Raw genomic sequence first — 14,866 nt, 5'->3', positions numbered from 1 at the left:
TGATGAAAATTATCATACTGGGCGCAGGGCAAGTTGGCGGAACACTGGCGGAAAACCTGGTCGGCGAAAACAACGACATCACGGTGGTTGATACCAACGGCGAACGGTTACGCAGTTTGCAAGATAAGTTCGATCTACGCGTAGTTCAGGGGCATGGTTCGCATCCCCGCGTGTTGCGCGAAGCGGGCGCTGACGATGCGGATATGCTGGTCGCTGTCACCAGTTCAGATGAAACTAATATGGTTGCCTGCCAGGTAGCCTATTCACTCTTCAACACTCCAAACCGTATCGCCCGCATTCGCTCCCCGGACTATGTTCGCGATGCGGATAAACTCTTTCATTCTGAAGCGGTTCCGATTGATCATCTGATCGCGCCGGAGCAGTTGGTTATCGATAATATTTATCGCCTGATCGAGTATCCGGGAGCATTACAGGTTGTAAACTTTGCTGAAGGGAAAGTCAGTCTGGCAGTAGTAAAAGCCTACTATGGCGGTCCACTAATAGGTAACGCGCTCTCGACAATGCGAGAGCATATGCCGCATATCGATACCCGCGTTGCCGCAATTTTCCGCCATGACAGACCAATCCGTCCTCAGGGCTCGACTATCGTGGAAGCAGGGGATGAAGTCTTCTTTATTGCGGCTTCACAGCATATCCGTGCAGTAATGAGCGAATTACAGCGTCTGGAAAAACCCTACAAGCGCATCATGCTGGTGGGCGGCGGCAATATCGGCGCCGGGCTGGCAAGGCGTCTGGAAAAAGACTATAGCGTTAAATTGATCGAACGCGATCAACAACGCGCCGCAGAACTGGCTGAGAAACTGCAAAACACGATCGTCTTTTTTGGCGACGCTTCCGATCAGGAATTGCTGGCGGAGGAGCATATTGATCAGGTCGATCTCTTTATCGCGGTCACTAACGATGATGAAGCCAATATCATGTCCGCGATGTTGGCCAAGCGGATGGGCGCCAAAAAAGTGATGGTGCTGATTCAGCGCCGCGCTTATGTCGATCTTGTGCAGGGTAGCGTTATAGATATTGCGATTTCTCCGCAGCAGGCCACCATCTCTGCATTACTGAGCCATGTGCGTAAAGCGGATATCGTCGGCGTTTCCTCACTACGTCGCGGGGTTGCCGAAGCCATCGAAGCCGTCGCGCACGGCGATGAAAGCACTTCCCGCGTGGTTGGCCGCGTCATTGACGAAATTAAACTGCCGCCAGGCACCATTATTGGCGCGGTGGTGCGTGGAAATGATGTCATGATCGCTAATGACAATTTGCGCATTGAACAAGGCGATCACGTCATTATGTTTTTGACCGATAAAAAGTTTATTACCGACGTCGAACGTCTGTTCCAGCCAAGTCCTTTCTTCCTCTAATTTAAGGGGCGCTCATTCAGTGCCCTTTTTAATTCCCTTTATTTATCAAGGTTTAATTTATTTCGCTAAACAGAAGCCGTAAATGGAAAATGCCTTAGCATTTGTTAAACTTATAACGTCAGCTGCATAGGGAGAATAAAAATGAGTTTTATTAAAGAATTTCGCGAATTCGCGATGCGCGGGAATGTTGTGGATTTGGCAGTGGGTGTCATTATTGGCGCGGCATTCGGTAAGATTGTTTCTTCACTGGTTGCCGATATCATTATGCCGCCGTTGGGATTGTTAATCGGCGGGATCGACTTTAAACAATTTGCTTTTACGTTACGCGAAGCGCAGGGAGATATTCCGGCGGTCGTCATGCATTACGGCGTGTTTATCCAGAACGTATTTGATTTTGTGATTGTGGCCTTTGCTATCTTTGTTGCCATTAAGCTTATCAACAGACTCAACCGTAAAAAAGCAGAAGAGCCGGCAGCTCCGCCAGCGCCTTCTAAAGAGGAAGTGTTATTGGGCGAAATCCGCGATCTGCTGAAAGAACAAAATAACCGTTCTTAATAAGCAGAAGGCCAGTGGTAAAAAAGTTACTTACTTTCTTGCCACTGGCCTCCCAGTTCCCCCGGTTACCGTGTTTACCTTTGCGCAGATAGCTTCCTTTGCCTTTCTTATTTTTTTCAACGCGTTGCCTGAAAAGGGGATCGTGTAACAATGCCTCAATGGCATTGTCCTTTATCTGCCCTTTCTTATGTTGATAACGACTCATAATGTCTCCCGATTGTATAAATTAACGGCGCGAGTGTAGCCCCGCCGCTTCAATAAATCAACATCCTGATTTCGCCCCACTGGCCCCCTGTTCCAGGGCTTCCAGAATGGAACAATAGACGCTACTGTGGGCCGTTCCGCAACAAGCATCATTAAGCCTTTGTAACGAACGCTGCATCGTTTGCAGTTCCGCAATCCTGGCTTCAACCTCCTGCAATCGCTCTTGCACAATACTTTTTGACTCCTGACAGGTATGGTGCTCAGGATCAATTCGGATCGATAAAAGCTCGCGGATCGAGTCGAGCGTGAAACCCAACTGTCGCGCATAACGAATAAACTTGAGACGCTGCAGATCGTTTTCGGTATACAGACGAAACCCGCCTTCAGTACGTACCTCATGATCCATCATCTGCTGTTTTTCATAGTAGCGAATGGTATCAGGCGTTACGTCTGCCAGCTTTGCCAGCTCACCAATGCGATACATACAAGCTCCGTTAATTATCGTTGATTTTATGCAGCAGTTTTTCTGCATACTCACCGTGTAAAAAGTCGGTACTCAACCCAGCCTGCCGAAGTTTTAGTTCAAGCAGCGAGAGCTGGCGACTAACCTGATGGTATCGAGGGTCATCTTCCCGGATACTGTTGAGGATATCAAGTAACTGAATAGCATCTCTGCGCTGCTCCAGTTCAGGGGGAAGACAGCCCGCATTCTTGAGTAAGCGATAACCCGCACGAAGTTCCGCCGGCACATGAGAATCATCATCCAGAATAAGCGGCTCACCGCGGCCAGGCAGATTATCAAACTCGCCTTTACGCTGTGCCTCGATAATATGACGCTCTGCCCACTGGTCAAGTAACCACATGTGTCGCTCCAGGGATTGAACGAAAAGAATACAATTATTGTAGATATGTGGGGTTCAGGAGGATATAAAAAAACCCGCCGAAGCGGGTTTTTTTACGTTACTACAGATTACTCTGCAGCAGCTTCTGTTTTCTCTGAACGATCAACCAGCTCGATGTATGCCATCGGCGCGTTGTCGCCTGCACGGAAGCCACACTTCAGAATGCGAGTGTAACCACCGGCGCGGCTCGCGAAACGCGGGCCCAGCTCGTTAAACAGTTTTGCCACGATCTCGTTATCACGAGTACGGGCGAATGCCAGACGACGATTAGCAACGCTATCAGTCTTGGCAAGAGTAATCAGCGGCTCAACTACGCGACGCAGCTCTTTCGCTTTAGGCAGGGTCGTCTTGATGATTTCATGACGAACCAGTGAACCTGCCATGTTGCGGAACATAGCCTGGCGATGGCTGCTGTTGCGGTTCAGTTGACGACCACTCTTACGATGGCGCATGACCTTATCCTTCTCAGTAAAACCTTAACCTGTGATCCGGTTACTCGTCAGCGATGCTTGCCGGTGGCCAGTTTTCCAGGCGCATACCCAGAGACAGTCCACGGGAAGCCAGCACGTCTTTAATCTCGGTAAGAGATTTTTTACCCAGGTTAGGCGTCTTAAGAAGCTCAACCTCGGTACGCTGTACCAGATCACCGATATAGTGGATAGCTTCTGCCTTGAGGCAGTTAGCAGAGCGGACAGTCAATTCCAGATCGTCAACAGGGCGCAGCAGGATCGGATCGAATTCTGGTTTCTCTTCTTTCACTTCTGGTTGACGTACATCACGTAAATCAACGAAAGCTTCCAGTTGTTCAGCCAGGATGGTTGCCGCACGACGAATCGCCTCTTCAGGATCGATTGTGCCGTTGGTTTCCATTTCGATGACCAGCTTGTCCAGGTCGGTACGCTGTTCTACACGCGCTGCTTCAACATTGTAGGCAATACGCTCTACAGGGCTGTAGCAGGCGTCGACCAGCAGACGGCCGATTGGGCGCTCATCTTCTTCCGAATGAATTCGGGTAGAAGCCGGCACATAACCACGACCGCGCTGAACTTTGATACGCATACTAATAGACGCGTTTTCATCGGTCAGGTGGCAGATCACGTGCTGCGGCTTGACGATTTCGACATCCCCATCATGGGTGATATCGGCTGCAGTCACAGGGCCAATGCCAGATTTATTCAAGGTAAGAATAACTTCATCTTTACCCTGAACTCTCACCGCCAGCCCTTTCAGGTTGAGCAGGATTTCCAGGATGTCTTCCTGAACGCCTTCTTTGGTGCTGTACTCATGTAGTACACCATCAATCTCAACCTCGGTCACCGCGCAACCCGGCATCGATGAGAGCAGAATACGGCGCAGTGCGTTACCCAGAGTATGGCCGAAGCCACGCTCTAAAGGCTCAAGGGTCACCTTGGCGTGCGTCGAACTCACTTGCTCGATATCTACCAGGCGCGGTTTTAGAAACTCTGTCACAGAACCCTGCATTGTGTCCTCTCTTTGGTACTAAGCTTTACTTGGAGTAAAGCTCGACGATCAGGTGTTCGTTAATGTCCGCAGACAGATCAGAACGCTCAGGCTTACGCTTGTACGTACCTTCCATCTTGCCAGCATCAACTTCCAGCCAGGTTGGCTTTTCACGCTGCTCAGCCAGCTCCAGAGCGGCTTTCACGCGAGACTGCTTCTTCGCTTTCTCACGAATGCTAACAACGTCATTCGGACTAACCTGATAAGAAGCGATGTTAACAACACGACCGTTTACCATAATTGCTTTATGGCTAACCAGCTGACGTGCTTCTGCACGAGTGGCGCCGAAGCCCATACGGTATACAACGTTGTCCAGACGACCTTCCAGCAGAGCCAACAGGTTTTCACCGGTGTTGCCTTTCAGACGTGCTGCTTCTTTGTAGTAGTTACGGAACTGACGCTCCAGCACACCGTAAATGCGGCGAACTTTTTGCTTTTCACGCAACTGCACACCATAGTCAGACAGACGCGGCTTACGCGCACCGTGCTGGCCAGGAGCTTGTTCAATTTTACACTTGGTATCGATCGCGCGAACGCCAGACTTAAGGAATAAGTCGGTGCCCTCACGACGGCTCAGCTTGAGCTTAGGACCCAAATATCTTGCCATTTTCTTTCTCCAACTAACCTGGAAAACGAAGCGTTATACGCGACGTTTTTTCGGCGGACGACAACCGTTATGAGGGATCGGAGTCACATCAGTAATATTAGTGATGCGGAAACCAGCGGCGTTCAGAGCACGAATAGTAGATTCGCGGCCTGGACCCGGACCTTTAACCATAACTTCCAGATTCTTGATACCGTATTCTTTCACGGCGTCAGCGCAACGCTCTGCTGCAACCTGAGCTGCAAACGGAGTGGATTTGCGAGAACCACGGAAACCGGAACCACCGGCTGTTGCCCAACCCAGCGCATTACCCTGACGATCGGTAATAGTCACGATGGTGTTGTTGAAAGAAGCATGGATATGAGCCACGCCGTCAGAGACTTGTTTTCTTACACGTTTACGTGCGCGAACTGGTGCCTTTGCCATTATTCAATCACCCCGATTATTTCTTGATCGGTTTGCGCGGACCCTTACGGGTACGAGCGTTGGTCTTGGTACGCTGACCGCGAACCGGGAGACCACGACGATGACGCAAACCGCGATAGCAACCAAGATCCATCAGGCGCTTGATGCTCATGCTGATTTCACGGCGCAGATCACCTTCAACGACAAATTTGGCAACTTCGTCACGCAGCGTGTCGATTTGTTCTTCAGACAGCTCACTGATCTTAACATTTTCAGCGATACCCGCTGCAGCCAGGATGGCTTTAGAACGGGTCTTGCCGACACCGTAGATCGAAGTTAACGCGATCACGGCGTGTTTCTGATCAGGAATGTTAATGCCTGCTATACGGGCCACTATGCACTCCTACTATTTAATATGTACGTACCATGCTGAAAAGCCCGTTTTCAGGATACTCAAATGGAAACGTACAGACATACAAAAGATTGGCTGGCTAATCTAGCCAGCTCAACCCAACTTTGCAAGAAAAATATGCGAAAAAATCAGCCTTGGCGCTGTTTATGCTTCGGCTCGGCACTGCAAATCACACGGATGACACCATCACGCTTAACGATTTTGCAGTTACGGCATAATTTCTTGACGGAAGCACGAACTTTCATTTTTACTCTCCGTAACTTCTCAGGCGACCAATTAACGGCCGTAGCCTTTCAGGTTCGCCTTCTTCAATGCAGACTCATACTGACTGGACATCATCAGAGTTTGCACTTGAGCCATAAAGTCCATAATCACGACAACAACGATAAGCAGTGAGGTCCCACCGAAGTAGAACGGCACTTTCATTGCATCACGCATGAACTCCGGGATCAGGCAGATAAAGGTAATATACAGCGCACCAACCAGGGTCAGGCGGGTCATTACTTTATCGATATACTTCGCCGTTTGCTCTCCCGGACGAATTCCTGGTACAAATGCACCGGACTTCTTCAGGTTATCTGCTGTTTCACGCGGGTTGAAAACCAACGCCGTGTAGAAGAAACAGAAGAAGATGATTGCAGACGCATAGAGTAACACATAAAGCGGTTGCCCAGGCTGCAAATACAGCGAAATTGTTGTCAGCCAGTTCCAACCAGTACCGCCCCCGAACCATGACGCGATGGTCGCCGGGAACAGAATAATACTGGAAGCGAAGATTGCCGGGATTACCCCCGCCATATTCACTTTCAGCGGTAAATGTGTGCTCTGTGCAGCATAGACACGACGACCTTGCTGACGTTTGGCGTAGTTTACCACAATACGGCGTTGACCACGTTCAACGAATACTACAAAGAACGTCACTGCAAATACTAATACTGCAACCAACAGCAACACGAGGAAGTGCAGGTCGCCTTGACGCGCTTGCTCGATAGTATGGGCAATGGCTGGCGGGAGTCCCGCAACGATACCAGCGAAGATGATGATTGAGATACCGTTACCGATACCGCGCTCAGTAATCTGTTCGCCGAGCCACATCAGGAACATCGTCCCTGTAACCAGACTTACAACAGCGGTGAAATAGAATGCAAAGCCTGGATTCATCACCAGGCCCTGCATACCAGGCATATTCGGCAAACCGGTAGCAATACCGATCGACTGGAATATCGCCAGCACCAGAGTACCGTAACGGGTGTACTGGCTGATCTTACGACGACCAGACTCCCCTTCTTTCTTAATTTCTGCCAGCGTTGGATGAACCACCGTCAACAGCTGGATAATGATCGACGCCGAAATATACGGCATGATCCCCAGGGCAAAGATAGAAGCACGGCTGAGAGCACCACCAGAGAACATGTTAAACATTTCAATGATGGTGCCTCGCTGTTGCTCAAGCAGTTTGGCAAGTACAGCGGCATCAATACCAGGGATCGGAATAAAAGAGCCAATACGGAACACAATCAGCGCGCCGATAACAAACAGCAGTCTGCGTTTCAGCTCACCTAAGCCACCTTTGGCACTTTGAAAATCTAATCCCGGTTGTTTAGCCATCTGCTACTTATTCCTCGATTTTACCGCCAGCAGCTTCGATAGCAGCACGAGCGCCTTTAGTAACACGCAGGCCACGAACAGTTACCGGAGTAGTGACTTCGCCAGCCAGGATCACTTTCGCGAACTCGATCTGGATACCGATAATGTTTGCCGCTTTCAGCGTGTTCAGGTCTACAACGCCGCCTTCTACTTTCGCCAGGTCAGACAGACGAACTTCGGCTGTAATCGCTGCTTTGCGAGAAGTGAAGCCGAATTTCGGCAGACGACGGTACAGAGGCATCTGACCACCCTCGAAACCGCGACGTACGCCACCGCCAGAACGAGACTTCTGACCTTTGTGACCACGACCACCGGTTTTACCGAGGCCAGAACCGATACCACGACCCAGGCGTTTACCCGCCTTTTTGGAGCCTTCGGCCGGAGACAGAGTATTTAAACGCATCTCTTACTCCTCAACTTTAACCATGAAGGAAACCGCGTTGACCATACCACGAACAGCAGGAGTATCCTCGCGCTCTACGGTGTGGCCAATACGACGCAGACCCAGGCCAAGCAGCGTTGCCTTGTGTTTCGGCAGACGACCGATTGCACTGCGGGTTTGAGTAATTTTAATAGTCTTTGCCATGGTTTATTTCCCCAGAATTTCTTCAACGGATTTACCACGCTTGGCAGCGACCATTTCTGGAGAATTCATATTTTCCAGGCCGTCGATAGTTGCACGAACCACGTTGATCGGGTTGGTGGAACCGTATGCTTTAGCCAGAACGTTATGAACCCCAGCAACTTCCAGAACGGCGCGCATTGCACCACCGGCGATGATACCGGTACCTTCGGAAGCTGGCTGCATGAATACACGAGACCCCGTGTGAACACCTTTAACCGGGTGCTGCAGGGTGCCGTTATTCAGCGCGACGTTAATCATATTGCGACGGGCTTTTTCCATCGCTTTCTGGATCGCTGCTGGAACTTCACGCGCTTTACCGTAACCAAAACCTACGCGACCGTTACCATCGCCTACTACAGTCAGAGCTGTGAAGGAGAAAATACGACCACCTTTAACGGTTTTAGATACGCGGTTTACCGCGATCAGCTTTTCCTGCAGTTCGCCAGCTTGTTTTTCGATGTGAGCCATCTTACACCTCTACCTTAGAACTGAAGGCCAGCTTCACGGGCAGCATCTGCCAGTGCCTGGACACGACCATGATATTGGAACCCGGAACGGTCAAAGGACACATCTTTGATGCCTTTTTCCAGAGCGCGTTCAGCGACAGCTTTACCCACAGCTGCAGCCGCGTCTTTGTTACCGGTGTACTTCAGTTGTTCAGCGATAGCTTTTTCTACAGTAGAAGCAGCTACCAGAACTTCAGAACCGTTCGGTGCAATTACCTGTGCGTAAATATGACGCGGGGTACGATGTACCACCAGGCGAGTTGCGCCCAGCTCTTTGAGCTTGCGGCGTGCGCGGGTCGCACGACGGATACGAGCAGATTTCTTATCCATAGTGTTACCTTACTTCTTCTTAGCCTCTTTGGTACGCACGACTTCGTCGGCGTAACGAACACCCTTGCCTTTGTAAGGCTCAGGACGACGGTAGGCGCGCAGATCTGCTGCAACCTGACCGATCACCTGCTTATCAGCGCCTTTCAGCACGATTTCAGTTTGAGTCGGACATTCAGCAGTGATACCTGCCGGCAGCTGATGGTCAACCGGGTGAGAGAAACCTAAAGACAGGTTTACTACATTCCCTTTAACCGCTGCACGATAACCTACACCAACCAGCTGCAGCTTCTTAGTGAAGCCTTCGGTAACACCGATAACCATTGAGTTCAGCAGGGCACGCGCGGTACCAGCCTGTGCCCAACCGTCTGCGTAACCATCACGCGGACCGAAGGTCAGTGCATTATCTGCATGTTTAACTTCAACAGCATCGTTGAGAGTACGAGTCAGCTCGCCGTTTTTACCTTTGATCGTAATAACCTGACCGTTGATTTTGACATCAACGCCGGCAGGAACAACGACCGGTGCTTTAGCAACACGAGACATTTTTTCCTCCGATTAGGCTACGTAGCAGATAATTTCGCCACCAAGACCAGCCTGGCGCGCTGCACGATCAGTCATAACACCTTTAGAGGTAGAAACAACTGCGATACCCAGACCGGCCATAACTTTCGGCAGCTCATCTTTACGTTTGTAGATGCGCAGACCTGGGCGGCTGACACGCTGAATGCTTTCTACAACAGCTTTACCCTGGAAATACTTAAGAGTCAGTTCCAGTTCCGGCTTGGTGTCGCCTTCAACTTTAAAATCTTCAATAAAACCTTCTTCCTTCAGCACGTTGGCAATTGCCACTTTCAGCTTGGAGGAAGGCATGGTGACCGCAGCTTTGTTCGCGGCCTGACCGTTACGGATACGGGTCAGCATATCCGCGATCGGATCTTGCATGCTCATCTGTCTTTACTCCCGTGATTCAATTGGTGACAATTACCAGCTAGCCTTTTTCAGACCCGGAATTTCACCGCGCATAGCGGCTTCACGGACCTTAATACGGCTCAACCCGAACTTCCGCAGGAAAGCGTGCGGACGACCAGTTTGACGGCAGCGGTTACGCTGACGTGACGGGCTGGAATCACGCGGCAGAGTCTGCAGCTTAAGAACCGCATTCCAACGATCTTCGTCGGTTGCGTTCACATCAGAGATGATCGCTTTCAGTTCAGCGCGTTTCGCGAAGTATTTATCAGCTAAAGCTACGCGTTTTACTTCGCGTGCTTTCATTGATTGCTTAGCCATTTAGTAACCCTACCTTACTTGCGGAACGGGAAGTCAAAGGCAGCCAGCAGAGCACGGCCTTCTTCGTCAGATTTCGCAGTAGTGGTAATGGTAATATCCAAACCACGAACGCGGTCGACTTTATCGTAGTCGATTTCTGGGAAGATGATCTGCTCACGGACACCCATGCTGTAGTTACCACGACCGTCGAATGACTTAGCGGACAAGCCACGGAAGTCACGGATACGAGGAACAGCAATAGTGATCAGGCGCTCAAAGAACTCCCACATGCGTTCGCCACGCAGAGTTACTTTACAGCCGATCGGATAGCCCTGACGGATTTTGAAGCCTGCAACAGATTTGCGTGCTTTGGTGATCAACGGTTTTTGACCGGAGATTGCTGTCAGGTCTGCTGCTGCGTTATCCAGCAGTTTCTTGTCAGCGATCGCTTCACCAACACCCATGTTCAGGGTGATCTTCTCGACCCGAGGGACTTGCATGACAGAATTGTAGTTAAACTCAGTCATGAGTTTGTTAACTACTTCGTCTTTGTAGTAATCATGCAGTTTCGCCATCGTACTACTCCAAATTACTTGATAGTTTCGCTGTTAGACTTGAAGAAACGGACTTTTTTGCCGTCTTCGAATCTAAAGCCTACACGGTCAGCCTTGCCGGTTGCCGCATTGAAGATTGCAACGTTAGAAACCTGAATTGCAGCTTCTTTTTCAACGATGCCGCCCGGTTGGTTCAGAGCCGGAACCGGCTTCTGGTGTTTCTTAACCAGGTTGATACCTTCAACAATGACCTTGCCGGAAGACAGGACATTCTTAACTTTACCGCGTTTACCTTTATCTTTACCGGTTAACACGATAACTTCGTCATCACGACGGATTTTCGCTGCCATGATTCGCTCCTTAGAGTACTTCTGGTGCCAGAGAGATAATTTTCATGAACTTCTCGTTACGAAGTTCACGAGTTACCGGCCCAAAAATACGCGTACCGATAGGCTGCTCGCTGTTATTGTTTAAAATAACGCATGCATTACCATCGAAGCGAATGACAGAACCGTCCGGGCGACGAACACCCTTCTTGGTGCGCACCACTACCGCCTTCAGCACATCACCTTTTTTGACCTTACCACGCGGAATCGCTTCTTTGATGGTGATCTTAATGATGTCGCCTACGCCTGCGTAGCGACGGTGCGAGCCACCCAGAACCTTGATACACATTACGCGACGTGCACCGGAGTTGTCGGCGACGTTCAGCATAGTCTGTTCTTGGATCATTTTAGTGCTCCGCTAATGTCAACTACTACTGAGACCCGAAAATCAGGTCGTTAAAAAAACCCCATATCGAGGGCGCGGCATTATAACACCGCAAATCAGATATGGGTAGAAAAAATAAACGGCCCATCGCTGAGCCGTTTATTCGTTGAGAATGCGTACTGTATTACAGAACCGCTTTCTCTACAACGCGAACCAGAGTCCAGGATTTGGTCTTGGACAGCGGACGGCATTCGCGGATTTCAACCACGTCGCCGATACCGCATTCGTTGTTCTCGTCATGTACGTGCATTTTGGTCGTACGCTTGATGAATTTACCGTAGATCGGGTGTTTCACAAAACGTTCGATAGCAACAACAATGGATTTCTCCATTTTGTCGCTAACCACGCGACCTTGCAGAGTACGGATTTTATCGGTCATTACGCACCCGCCTTCTCAGTCAGTAAAGTCTTAACGCGTGCGACATCACGACGCACTTGCTTCAACAGGTGAGACTGTTGCAGCTGGCCACTTGCAGCCTGCATACGCAGGTTGAACTGCTCACGCAGCAGGTTCAGTAGCTCGGTGTTCAGCTCTTCAACGCTCTTCTCACGCAGCTCTTTTGCTTTCATTACATCACCGTCTTAGTTACAAAGGTGGTTTTAATCGGCAGTTTCGCTGCTGCCAGCTTGAATGCTTCACGGGCCAGCTCTTCCGGTACGCCGTCCATTTCATACAGGACTTTACCCGGCTGAATCAAGGCAACCCAATACTCCACGTTACCTTTACCTTTACCCATACGCACTGCCAGCGGCTTTTCAGTGATCGGTTTGTCCGGGAATACACGGATCCAGATCTTACCTTGACGCTTAACTGCACGGGTCATAGCACGACGTGCTGCTTCGATCTGACGGGCAGTCAGACGACCACGGCCAACAGCTTTCAGGCCGAAGCTGCCGAAGCTAACATCCGCGCCTGCAGCCAGACCACGGTTGCGGCCTTTGTGCATTTTACGGAATTTTGTACGCTTTGGTTGTAACATCAGCGACGCTCCTTATTTACGGCCTTTACGCTGCTGCTTTTTCGGTTGAGCAGCCGGTTTTTCCGGTTGTTCAACAGCAGCCATACCACCCAGGATCTCGCCTTTGAAGATCCACACTTTAACGCCGATTACACCATAAGTGGTGTGCGCTTCAGAGGTGTTGTAGTCGATGTCAGCACGCAGAGTGTGCAGCGGTACGCGACCTTCGCGGTACCATTCGGTACGTGCGATTTCCGCGCCGCCCAGACGGCCGCTAACTTCAACTTTGATACCTTTAGCGCCCAGACGCATGGCGTTCTGTACAGCACGCTTCATCGCACGACGGAACATAACGCGACGTTCCAGCTGAGAAGTGATGCTGTCAGCAACCAGTTTAGCGTCCAGTTCAGGTTTACGAACTTCGGCGATGTTGATCTGTGCAGGAACGCCAGCGATATCCGCTACGACCTTACGCAGTTTTTCTACGTCTTCACCTTTTTTACCGATAACGATACCCGGGCGAGCGGTGTGAATAGTCACACGGATGCTCTTAGCCGGACGCTCGATAACGATACGAGATACAGACGCTTTAGCCAGTTCCTTCGTCAGGTACTGACGTACTTTAAAATCGCTGTCCAGGTTGTCAGCGAATTCTTTGGTGTTCGCAAACCAGGTAGAGTTCCATGGTTTTACAATACCCAGGCGAATACCATTAGGATGTACTTTCTGACCCATTGCTAGTCTCCAGAGTCTCAGCGATCGGACACAACCACAGTGATGTGGCTGGTGCGCTTCAGGATGCGATCTGCACGACCTTTTGCACGCGGCATAATGCGCTTCATGCTCGGGCCTTCGTCTACGAAAATTTTCGTAACTTTCAGATCGTCAATGTCAGCGCCATCGTTGTGTTCAGCGTTAGCAATGGCAGATTCCAGAACTTTCTTGACCAGTACAGCCGCTTTCTTGTTGGTGTAGGTCAGAATATCCAGAGCCTGCGACACTTTCTTACCGCGAATCAGGTCAGCAACAAGGCGAACCTTCTGAGCAGAAGAACGAGCATGGCGATGTTTAGCGATAGTTTCCATCTCTTCCTCCTACCTTATTTCTTCTTCGCTTTTTTATCAGCAGCGTGGCCGCGATAAGTACGAGTCGGTGCGAATTCACCCAGTTTGTGACCGACCATTTCGTCGGAAACAAATACCGGAACGTGCTGACGACCATTATGGACAGCGATGGTCAAACCGATCATGTTAGGAAAGATCGTTGAACGACGGGACCAGGTGCGCAGGGGCTTCTTGTCTCCGCTTTCCACCGCTTTCTCTACCTTCTTCAGCAAGTGCAGGTCAATAAAAGGACCTTTCTTGAGAGAACGTGGCATGGCTTATCCTCTAAAATTATTTGCTACGGCGACGTACGATGAATTTATCAGTACGCTTGTTGCTGCGGGTCTTCTTACCTTTGGTCTGAACGCCCCACGGAGTTACCGGGTGCTTACCAAAGTTACGACCTTCACCACCACCATGTGGGTGGTCTACTGGGTTCATCGCAGTACCGCGAACGGTAGGACGAACGCCACGCCAGCGTGCAGCACCTGCTTTACCCAGAACGCGCAGCATATGCTCAGCATTGCCAACTTCGCCCAGGGTTGCACGGCAGTCTGCTTCGACTTTACGCATTTCACCAGAACGCAGACGCAGGGTGACATAAGCGCCATCGCGAGCAACGATCTGAACGTAAGTACCAGCGGAACGCGCCAGCTGACCGCCTTTACCTGGTTTCATTTCTACGTTATGAACGGTAGAACCAACCGGGATATTGCGCATCGGCAGGGTGTTGCCTGCTTTGATTGCAGCATCAACGCCAGACTGAATCTGGTCGCCAGCTTTCAGGCCTTTCGGGGCCAGGATGTAACGGCGTTCGCCGTCTTTGTACAGAACCAGCGCGATGTTCGCGGAACGGTTCGGATCGTACTCAAGACGTTCAACAACTGCCGGGATACCGTCTTTGTTGCGTTTGAAGTCAACAATACGATAAGCCTGTTTGTGACCACCACCGATATGACGAGTGGTGATACGGCCATTGTTGTTACGACCACCGGATTTGCTGTTTTTTTCAACCAGCGGAGCAAAAGGTTTGCCCTTGTGCAGCTCTGGGTTGACCACTTTAACGACGTGGCGACGACCCGGAGATGTCGGTTTACATTTAACAACTGCCATTGTATTACTC

28 protein-coding genes and 1 pseudogene are annotated in these 14,866 nt (G+C 50.4%); 2 read left to right on the top strand and 27 right to left on the bottom strand.

The genetic code is table 11. The features are described 5' to 3' along the window. The first annotated feature begins 2 nt into the window (after positions 1-2). Positions 3-1,379 carry a Trk system potassium transporter TrkA gene (gene trkA / locus EOS98_RS02230; protein WP_000691374.1) on the top strand — a complete coding sequence of 459 codons (1,377 nt, stop codon included), beginning with the start codon at positions 3-5 and terminating at the stop codon, positions 1,377-1,379. Positions 1,380-1,520: 141 nt separating this feature from the next. Then, on the top strand, positions 1,521-1,934 hold the full coding sequence (mscL, locus tag EOS98_RS02225; RefSeq protein WP_000008119.1) for a large-conductance mechanosensitive channel protein MscL: 414 nt from the start codon (positions 1,521-1,523) through the stop codon (positions 1,932-1,934). A gap of 1 nt (position 1,935) precedes the next feature. On the opposite strand, the pseudogene EOS98_RS02220 reads toward mscL, so the two are convergent. The 27 genes and pseudogenes from EOS98_RS02220 to rplB form a co-directional block, all read right to left on the bottom strand. Continuing rightward, positions 1,936-2,139, bottom strand: a pseudogene (locus EOS98_RS02220) (alternative ribosome-rescue factor A); the annotation flags it as partial. Between the two features lie 57 nt (positions 2,140-2,196). After that, positions 2,197-2,622, bottom strand: coding sequence for a Zn(2+)-responsive transcriptional regulator (gene zntR / locus EOS98_RS02215; protein ID WP_000285585.1), 426 nt, complete (start codon positions 2,620-2,622; stop codon positions 2,197-2,199). 10 nt (positions 2,623-2,632) lie between these two features. Further along, positions 2,633-3,001, bottom strand: a complete 369-nt coding sequence (locus tag EOS98_RS02210) for a DUF1992 domain-containing protein (RefSeq protein WP_000266515.1) — start codon at positions 2,999-3,001, stop codon at positions 2,633-2,635. A 107-nt stretch (positions 3,002-3,108) separates the two neighbouring features. Further along, positions 3,109-3,492 (bottom strand): 50S ribosomal protein L17, encoded by a 384-nt coding sequence (gene rplQ / locus EOS98_RS02205; RefSeq protein WP_001216370.1) that lies wholly within the window; start codon positions 3,490-3,492, stop codon positions 3,109-3,111. Positions 3,493-3,532: 40 nt separating this feature from the next. Beyond that, positions 3,533-4,522, bottom strand: coding sequence for a DNA-directed RNA polymerase subunit alpha (locus EOS98_RS02200; protein ID WP_001162094.1), 990 nt, complete (start codon positions 4,520-4,522; stop codon positions 3,533-3,535). 25 nt (positions 4,523-4,547) lie between these two features. Next, complete coding sequence (rpsD, locus tag EOS98_RS02195; RefSeq protein ID WP_000135226.1) at positions 4,548-5,168, bottom strand: 30S ribosomal protein S4; 621 nt, start codon at positions 5,166-5,168, stop codon at positions 4,548-4,550. Between the two features lie 33 nt (positions 5,169-5,201). After that, positions 5,202-5,591, bottom strand: coding sequence for a 30S ribosomal protein S11 (rpsK, locus tag EOS98_RS02190; protein ID WP_001029758.1), 390 nt, complete (start codon positions 5,589-5,591; stop codon positions 5,202-5,204). Positions 5,592-5,607: 16 nt separating this feature from the next. Beyond that, complete coding sequence (gene rpsM / locus EOS98_RS02185; RefSeq protein ID WP_000090780.1) at positions 5,608-5,964, bottom strand: 30S ribosomal protein S13; 357 nt, start codon at positions 5,962-5,964, stop codon at positions 5,608-5,610. 146 nt (positions 5,965-6,110) lie between these two features. Continuing rightward, entirely contained in the window at positions 6,111-6,227 is a 117-nt protein-coding gene (rpmJ, locus tag EOS98_RS02180; protein WP_000868187.1) for a 50S ribosomal protein L36, read from the bottom strand. Positions 6,228-6,258: 31 nt separating this feature from the next. Beyond that, positions 6,259-7,590: a preprotein translocase subunit SecY gene (gene secY, locus EOS98_RS02175; protein WP_001118864.1), complete on the bottom strand. Its 1,332-nt coding sequence runs from the start codon at positions 7,588-7,590 to the stop codon at positions 6,259-6,261. Between the two features lie 7 nt (positions 7,591-7,597). Continuing rightward, the gene (gene rplO / locus EOS98_RS02170; protein ID WP_001238917.1) at positions 7,598-8,032 is read right to left on the bottom strand and encodes a 50S ribosomal protein L15; all 435 of its coding nucleotides are present in this window, start codon (positions 8,030-8,032) and stop codon (positions 7,598-7,600) included. Positions 8,033-8,035: 3 nt separating this feature from the next. Continuing rightward, the gene (gene rpmD, locus EOS98_RS02165; RefSeq protein WP_001140434.1) at positions 8,036-8,215 is read right to left on the bottom strand and encodes a 50S ribosomal protein L30; all 180 of its coding nucleotides are present in this window, start codon (positions 8,213-8,215) and stop codon (positions 8,036-8,038) included. 3 nt (positions 8,216-8,218) lie between these two features. Then, a complete protein-coding gene (gene rpsE / locus EOS98_RS02160) occupies positions 8,219-8,722 on the bottom strand; it encodes a 30S ribosomal protein S5 (RefSeq protein WP_000940121.1) in 504 nt (167 codons plus the stop codon). Between the two features lie 14 nt (positions 8,723-8,736). Then, entirely contained in the window at positions 8,737-9,090 is a 354-nt protein-coding gene (gene rplR / locus EOS98_RS02155; RefSeq protein WP_000358956.1) for a 50S ribosomal protein L18, read from the bottom strand. A gap of 9 nt (positions 9,091-9,099) precedes the next feature. Then, positions 9,100-9,633: a 50S ribosomal protein L6 gene (gene rplF / locus EOS98_RS02150; RefSeq protein ID WP_000091939.1), complete on the bottom strand. Its 534-nt coding sequence runs from the start codon at positions 9,631-9,633 to the stop codon at positions 9,100-9,102. Between the two features lie 12 nt (positions 9,634-9,645). After that, entirely contained in the window at positions 9,646-10,038 is a 393-nt protein-coding gene (gene rpsH / locus EOS98_RS02145; protein WP_000062611.1) for a 30S ribosomal protein S8, read from the bottom strand. Between the two features lie 33 nt (positions 10,039-10,071). Further along, positions 10,072-10,377 (bottom strand): 30S ribosomal protein S14, encoded by a 306-nt coding sequence (gene rpsN / locus EOS98_RS02140; protein ID WP_001118932.1) that lies wholly within the window; start codon positions 10,375-10,377, stop codon positions 10,072-10,074. Between the two features lie 14 nt (positions 10,378-10,391). Beyond that, the gene (gene rplE / locus EOS98_RS02135) at positions 10,392-10,931 is read right to left on the bottom strand and encodes a 50S ribosomal protein L5 (RefSeq protein WP_001096206.1); all 540 of its coding nucleotides are present in this window, start codon (positions 10,929-10,931) and stop codon (positions 10,392-10,394) included. A 14-nt stretch (positions 10,932-10,945) separates the two neighbouring features. Beyond that, the gene (rplX, locus tag EOS98_RS02130) at positions 10,946-11,260 is read right to left on the bottom strand and encodes a 50S ribosomal protein L24 (RefSeq protein WP_000729185.1); all 315 of its coding nucleotides are present in this window, start codon (positions 11,258-11,260) and stop codon (positions 10,946-10,948) included. A 10-nt stretch (positions 11,261-11,270) separates the two neighbouring features. Further along, positions 11,271-11,642, bottom strand: a complete 372-nt coding sequence (gene rplN, locus EOS98_RS02125; protein ID WP_000613954.1) for a 50S ribosomal protein L14 — start codon at positions 11,640-11,642, stop codon at positions 11,271-11,273. A gap of 163 nt (positions 11,643-11,805) precedes the next feature. Next, positions 11,806-12,060 carry a 30S ribosomal protein S17 gene (gene rpsQ, locus EOS98_RS02120; protein WP_000130101.1) on the bottom strand — a complete coding sequence of 85 codons (255 nt, stop codon included), beginning with the start codon at positions 12,058-12,060 and terminating at the stop codon, positions 11,806-11,808. Then, on the bottom strand, positions 12,060-12,251 hold the full coding sequence (gene rpmC / locus EOS98_RS02115) for a 50S ribosomal protein L29 (RefSeq protein WP_000644742.1): 192 nt from the start codon (positions 12,249-12,251) through the stop codon (positions 12,060-12,062). Before rpmC ends, rpsQ begins: the two co-directional genes overlap by 1 nt. Next, positions 12,251-12,661 carry a 50S ribosomal protein L16 gene (gene rplP, locus EOS98_RS02110; protein WP_000941208.1) on the bottom strand — a complete coding sequence of 137 codons (411 nt, stop codon included), beginning with the start codon at positions 12,659-12,661 and terminating at the stop codon, positions 12,251-12,253. Before rplP ends, rpmC begins: the two co-directional genes overlap by 1 nt. A 12-nt stretch (positions 12,662-12,673) precedes the next feature. Then, complete coding sequence (gene rpsC, locus EOS98_RS02105; protein ID WP_000529945.1) at positions 12,674-13,375, bottom strand: 30S ribosomal protein S3; 702 nt, start codon at positions 13,373-13,375, stop codon at positions 12,674-12,676. 17 nt (positions 13,376-13,392) lie between these two features. Continuing rightward, complete coding sequence (gene rplV, locus EOS98_RS02100; protein WP_000447529.1) at positions 13,393-13,725, bottom strand: 50S ribosomal protein L22; 333 nt, start codon at positions 13,723-13,725, stop codon at positions 13,393-13,395. A 14-nt stretch (positions 13,726-13,739) separates the two neighbouring features. Then, positions 13,740-14,018 carry a 30S ribosomal protein S19 gene (gene rpsS, locus EOS98_RS02095; protein WP_001138115.1) on the bottom strand — a complete coding sequence of 93 codons (279 nt, stop codon included), beginning with the start codon at positions 14,016-14,018 and terminating at the stop codon, positions 13,740-13,742. A 16-nt stretch (positions 14,019-14,034) separates the two neighbouring features. Next, positions 14,035-14,856 carry a 50S ribosomal protein L2 gene (gene rplB / locus EOS98_RS02090; protein ID WP_000301869.1) on the bottom strand — a complete coding sequence of 274 codons (822 nt, stop codon included), beginning with the start codon at positions 14,854-14,856 and terminating at the stop codon, positions 14,035-14,037. Positions 14,857-14,866 lie beyond the last annotated feature (10 nt).

This window comes from Salmonella sp. SSDFZ69, from assembly GCF_004010755.1.
GTDB classification, from domain to species: Bacteria; Pseudomonadota; Gammaproteobacteria; order Enterobacterales; family Enterobacteriaceae; genus Salmonella; species Salmonella enterica.
Note: the sequence above shows the minus strand (reverse complement) of the source record. Positions and strands in the feature narration are given on the sequence as shown.